Genomic DNA, 4,430 nt, shown 5'->3' on the forward strand with positions numbered 1-4,430 from the left:
ACCGATAATGAACAGTGCTTCACCCATGGCGGCGAGGAAACAAATCAGACCTGCCAGCGAAGGGTTGTCCGCAATGAATGTCAGAATGGGATCAATAAAATCGGTCACGGAGCTTGTCAGGTTGACTAAAAAATCGAGTTCAAGGTCAAACTCCGGATTGAAAAGTCGCCGGAAGATTCGATCAGAGTTTCATATAGGCCGGTATTGGATCATCCAACAGGGAAAAATCGGTTTCTGCGGCCCGTCAGGATCATTGATTTGAAACATGGTCTTTTAATTACAACTGCCGCAAAATCGTTCAAAGCGCATTTTCTCGGAGATTTTGATGTTTGAATCTGCCCGCCTGCCGCAAAAAATGAACAAGAAGACCTTCAAGAAACTCGAGCCGGAATTGCGAGAAGCTCTCCTGTCCGCACAGTTGCCGGTGGTTGAAAACAAGAATTTTTCGACACTGATTCTGGTGGATGGCCTCGATGGTGCGGGAAAGGGTGAAGCAGTTGCCCGCCTTTACGGCTGGATGGATGCGCGCCACCTTGTCTGCAACGCTTATGGCGAACCGATGGATGAAGCCCGGTTACGTCCCCCGTTATGGCGATATTGGCGGGATTTGCCGGCAAGGGGGGAGACGGCCATTGTTTTCGGCAGCTGGTACCAGTCGGTGCTGAGAGACTGGATTTACAAGAAGATTGATGAAGATGCGTTCGAAAAGGCGCTGGTCCGTATTCGCCGGTTCGAGGAAATGCTGTCCAACGAAGATGTGCTGATCCTTAAGTTCTGGTTCTACCTGCCAAAGGACGTTCAGGAAGACCGTCTGAAGAAGATTGAAAAGAAACGGGCCGCTCGTCATGTGCTGGCCGACTGGGCAGCACTCAAGCACCACAAGAAAGCCAGCGAGGCTGGCGAGAAAATCGTTCTTGAAACCAGCAAGGGGTATGCGCCTTGGTTCGTGATTCCATCCCAGGATCCGGAATATCGCGATGCCGCGTTGGCCCAGACCGTCGCCGCTGCGATGAAATTGAAATTTGACGACGGGGAACCGCATTCGCTCGCCGCTCCGGCGGTTGTCGGTGGCCTGAAACGGGAAACGGCAGTCGACACGATCGACCTGAGTGCCAGGCTGGACAAAGCCGAATACGAGGACTTGCGTGACAAGTACCAGAAAGTGTTGTCGGATCTCTCCGACCGGAAAGCCATGTCGAAGACAGGGGTTGTCCTCGTCTTTCAGGGCAATGACGCCGCCGGCAAGGGCGGCGCGATCCGGCGGGTGATCAGGCCTCTTGACCCGCGCATCTACAAGGTCCACCCGATCTCCGCACCGTCGGATGAAGAAAAGGCACGCCCTTACCTGTGGCGGTTTTGGCGACGGGTACCGCGCAAGGGACATTTCGCGATCTTCGACCGGTCCTGGTACGAACGTGTTCTTGTCGAGCGGGTGGAGGGCTTCGCCGGTCACGATGACTGGCTCCGTGCCTATAATGAAATTAACGAATTTGAACAGGAACTGACCGATTTCGGCTACATGATCTGCAAATTCTGGCTGGCAATTTCTGAAGAAGAGCAATTGCGTCGCTTCAAGGCGCGCGAAGACACGGCCTACAAGCAGCACAAGATTACCGACGAGGACTGGCGCAATCGCCTGAAGTGGGACCAGTACGCCATCGCCGCCGGAGACATGGTCGATCGCACGTCGACCCACTATGCGCCCTGGACGATGGTGTCCGCTGAAAACAAGAAACACGCGCGCATCGAAGTGCTCAGGACGATTTGTGATCGGCTGGAGGATCGGCTTTAGGGTTCCGTCGATATTGGCTACGCGGTACGTCTGCCAATTCGAGCGGCGTTCCTGCACCGACCTGTTTTGTCAGAGGACAGCTCAACAGTTCGTCAAATCGCCTGTGCGAGATAATCGATTGCTGCGTGAATGCCGCCCTTGCCATAGGGAATTGACAGCTTTTCAAATCCGAGTTCGATTGAGGACAGTGTGCCAAGCAGCATGACGGCGTTCACATGGCCCATGTGGGCAATCCGGATCCCCTTGCCTGACAGTTCACCGATCGTGCCACCCACCGTGACGCCGCAGACCTCCTTGGTAAAGGCGCGAAGCGCCGCTGCATCGCCGCTTTCAATACCAACGACCGTGACGCTGTTTGAGCGGGCATGGGGTTCGGAAATGTTGAAATGCACCACACCACCTTTGGACCATTCGGCAACGGCGCGGCGTGTCGCTTCGCCCAGGAGCGCGTGCCGGTGCCAGACTTTTTCCAGACCCTCGGTGAAAATCAGGTCCAGAGCCTTGTGGAACGCAAACAGAAGATGTTCCGGGGGCGTGCCGCAATATTTCTGGTAGTGCTCGGCTCCCTGCCGGAACGTCCAGTCGGTATAATTTGTTCGAAGGTCGGCGGTTTCGTGCGCCCGATCCGCTTTGGGACCGGCTGCGACGAAGGAGAGGCCTGGAGGACACATAAGGCCCTTTTGAGATCCCGTCAGGGCGACATCGACCCCCCATTCATCCATCTCGAAAGGCATGCAGCCGAGAGAGGCAATTGTGTCGACCATGTATAGAGCAGGGTGATTTGCCGCATCGATGGCTTTGCGGAGTGCGGCGACGTCGTTCCAGACACCGGAGGCGGTATCGACCTGCACAACCAGAACTGCAGCAATCTCGTGATCTAGGTCCTGCTTCAGGCGCTCTTCAAGGCGCGAAGGATCGACACTCTTGTCCCAGGCGCCCGGCAGGATTTCGACATTCAGCCCCGTGATTTGAGCTGCCTCGCCCCAACCAAGGGCAAACCGCCCGGATTCAAGAACAAGTATCTTGTCGCCGCGCTTCAAGGTGTTGCAAAGCGCTGCATCCCATGCTCCGTGCCCGTTTGCCGCGTAGATATAGGTTTTACCATCCGTCCGGAACAGACGTTTCAAACCGGCAAGGCAATAGTCCGTGGTTTCCAGCAGCGGACCTTCGTAAATATCGACCGCAGGTTTATGCATGGCCCTCAGGACTTCTTCGGGGACATTGGTCGGGCCCGGAATCATCAAAAATTCTTTGCCGTAGCGAAGCGACATGGCGGCATCCTTTTTCGAAGCGAGGATACTGATCTGGAAGCGACAGTTCGGTTGAAACTGTCCGAGCGAGGGTCCTTGAAAAATCGCGCGACGGGAGACCGGCGTCAAGTGAGCCACTGAAAAACAAAAGTTGTTTCACGAGAGAAAAGACAGGAAAAAGATGCATTCTGGATAAAGTCGTGTGTTTGCATTAAACCTGTGCGGGTGCGAAGGTAGTAGATTGTTATTCTGGAGAAAATCTGTAACTATATGAAAAGTATTGGAAAAAATCTTAAATAGAAGAGGGATACTCTGCGGTGTCATTTAGTTGAATAGAAAATGTCTTGTTTCCGTTAAGTAAATTATTCAAATTAAAGTCCAATCGGTATTTTTGTTTAAGCGTTGCACGATGATTCAGGTTGAAGAAGGACAAAGCCCATTAATTCTGTGTCTGCCTCACAGCGGAACGGAAGTGCCTCCGGCCGTGGCCCGGCGGTTCAACGCGACAGGGCGGCTTCAGGTGGATCTTTCCTGGCGTCTCGAACGGGTTTTCGACCTTCACGAGAAGCTGGACACGACAATGCTGCGCTCGACAATCTCCCGTTTTGTCGTTGATCTCGACCATGATCCGGACGCACCGGCCGACGAGAATACGGGGGCTCGACTGTGTCCGTTCTCAACTCTTGACGGCAAACCGATCTATCACGAAGGGGAAGAGCCGGGCCCGACGGAATCCGAACAACGCAAGTTTCTGTTTTTTGATCCCTTCCATCACATGTTGCGTCAGCAGATCGACAGGCTTTTGAAGATTCACCGGAATGTGGTTGTGCTTGATTGCCAGTCCCTGCGCTCCAACATCAGGGGCGTGACGAATAACGGGCTGCCGCTCGTGAGTATCGGCACACGGTCCGAAACATCTTGTGACGGGGATCTTCGCAATTTGATTGTGGGATCGTTCACGGGCCAGGATGGTTACTCGGTCGGCGTGGATACCCAGACGCAGGGTGGTTTTGTCACGCAGTCTCTGGGAGAGCCTGCCAAAGGTGTGCATGCCTTGTCATTGCTTCTCGCACAGCGATCTTATCTGCGTCACGAATCGCCTCCTTTCGAGCCCGACAAGATCCGCATCGCCAGATTGCAAACGGTTCTGGTGGATACGCTTTCCCGGGTCATTGACTGGACGGCCATGAAAGCGGCGCCCGGCGACGTGGTTGAGGACCAGGTGTCAGCCGATGAGGCTGTTGGGGATAAATCCGAAGTCATTCCGGTCGATCTGCAAAAACTGCCCAAAGCTCGGCAGTCGGACACCGGCAAGGTGGAAGACGAACCCGTCGCACCGCACCTCGTCGCGGAATAGTTTTTCAGCTAGACGACATTTTTTTCAACAA

Annotated in this window: 3 protein-coding genes; 2 read left to right on the top strand and 1 reads right to left on the bottom strand. The window is 54.3% G+C overall.

The annotated features are described in order from the left end of the window. Positions 1-325: 325 nt before the first annotated feature. Positions 326-1,792: a polyphosphate:AMP phosphotransferase gene (gene pap / locus K5905_RS28355; protein WP_297590662.1), complete on the top strand. Its 1,467-nt coding sequence runs from the start codon at positions 326-328 to the stop codon at positions 1,790-1,792. A 92-nt stretch (positions 1,793-1,884) separates the two neighbouring features. Here the strand turns inward: pap and K5905_RS28360 are convergent, their stop codons facing one another. Beyond that, positions 1,885-3,063 (bottom strand): aminotransferase class V-fold PLP-dependent enzyme, encoded by a 1,179-nt coding sequence (locus tag K5905_RS28360; RefSeq protein ID WP_297590664.1) that lies wholly within the window; start codon positions 3,061-3,063, stop codon positions 1,885-1,887. A gap of 388 nt (positions 3,064-3,451) precedes the next feature. Here K5905_RS28360 and K5905_RS28365 point away from each other — a divergent pair, with 388 nt between their 5' ends. Next, positions 3,452-4,399 carry an N-formylglutamate amidohydrolase gene (locus K5905_RS28365; RefSeq protein ID WP_297590666.1) on the top strand — a complete coding sequence of 316 codons (948 nt, stop codon included), beginning with the start codon at positions 3,452-3,454 and terminating at the stop codon, positions 4,397-4,399. Positions 4,400-4,430: the final 31 nt, after the last annotated feature.

This window comes from Roseibium sp., from assembly GCF_025698965.1.
GTDB lineage: Bacteria > Pseudomonadota > Alphaproteobacteria > Rhizobiales > Stappiaceae > Roseibium.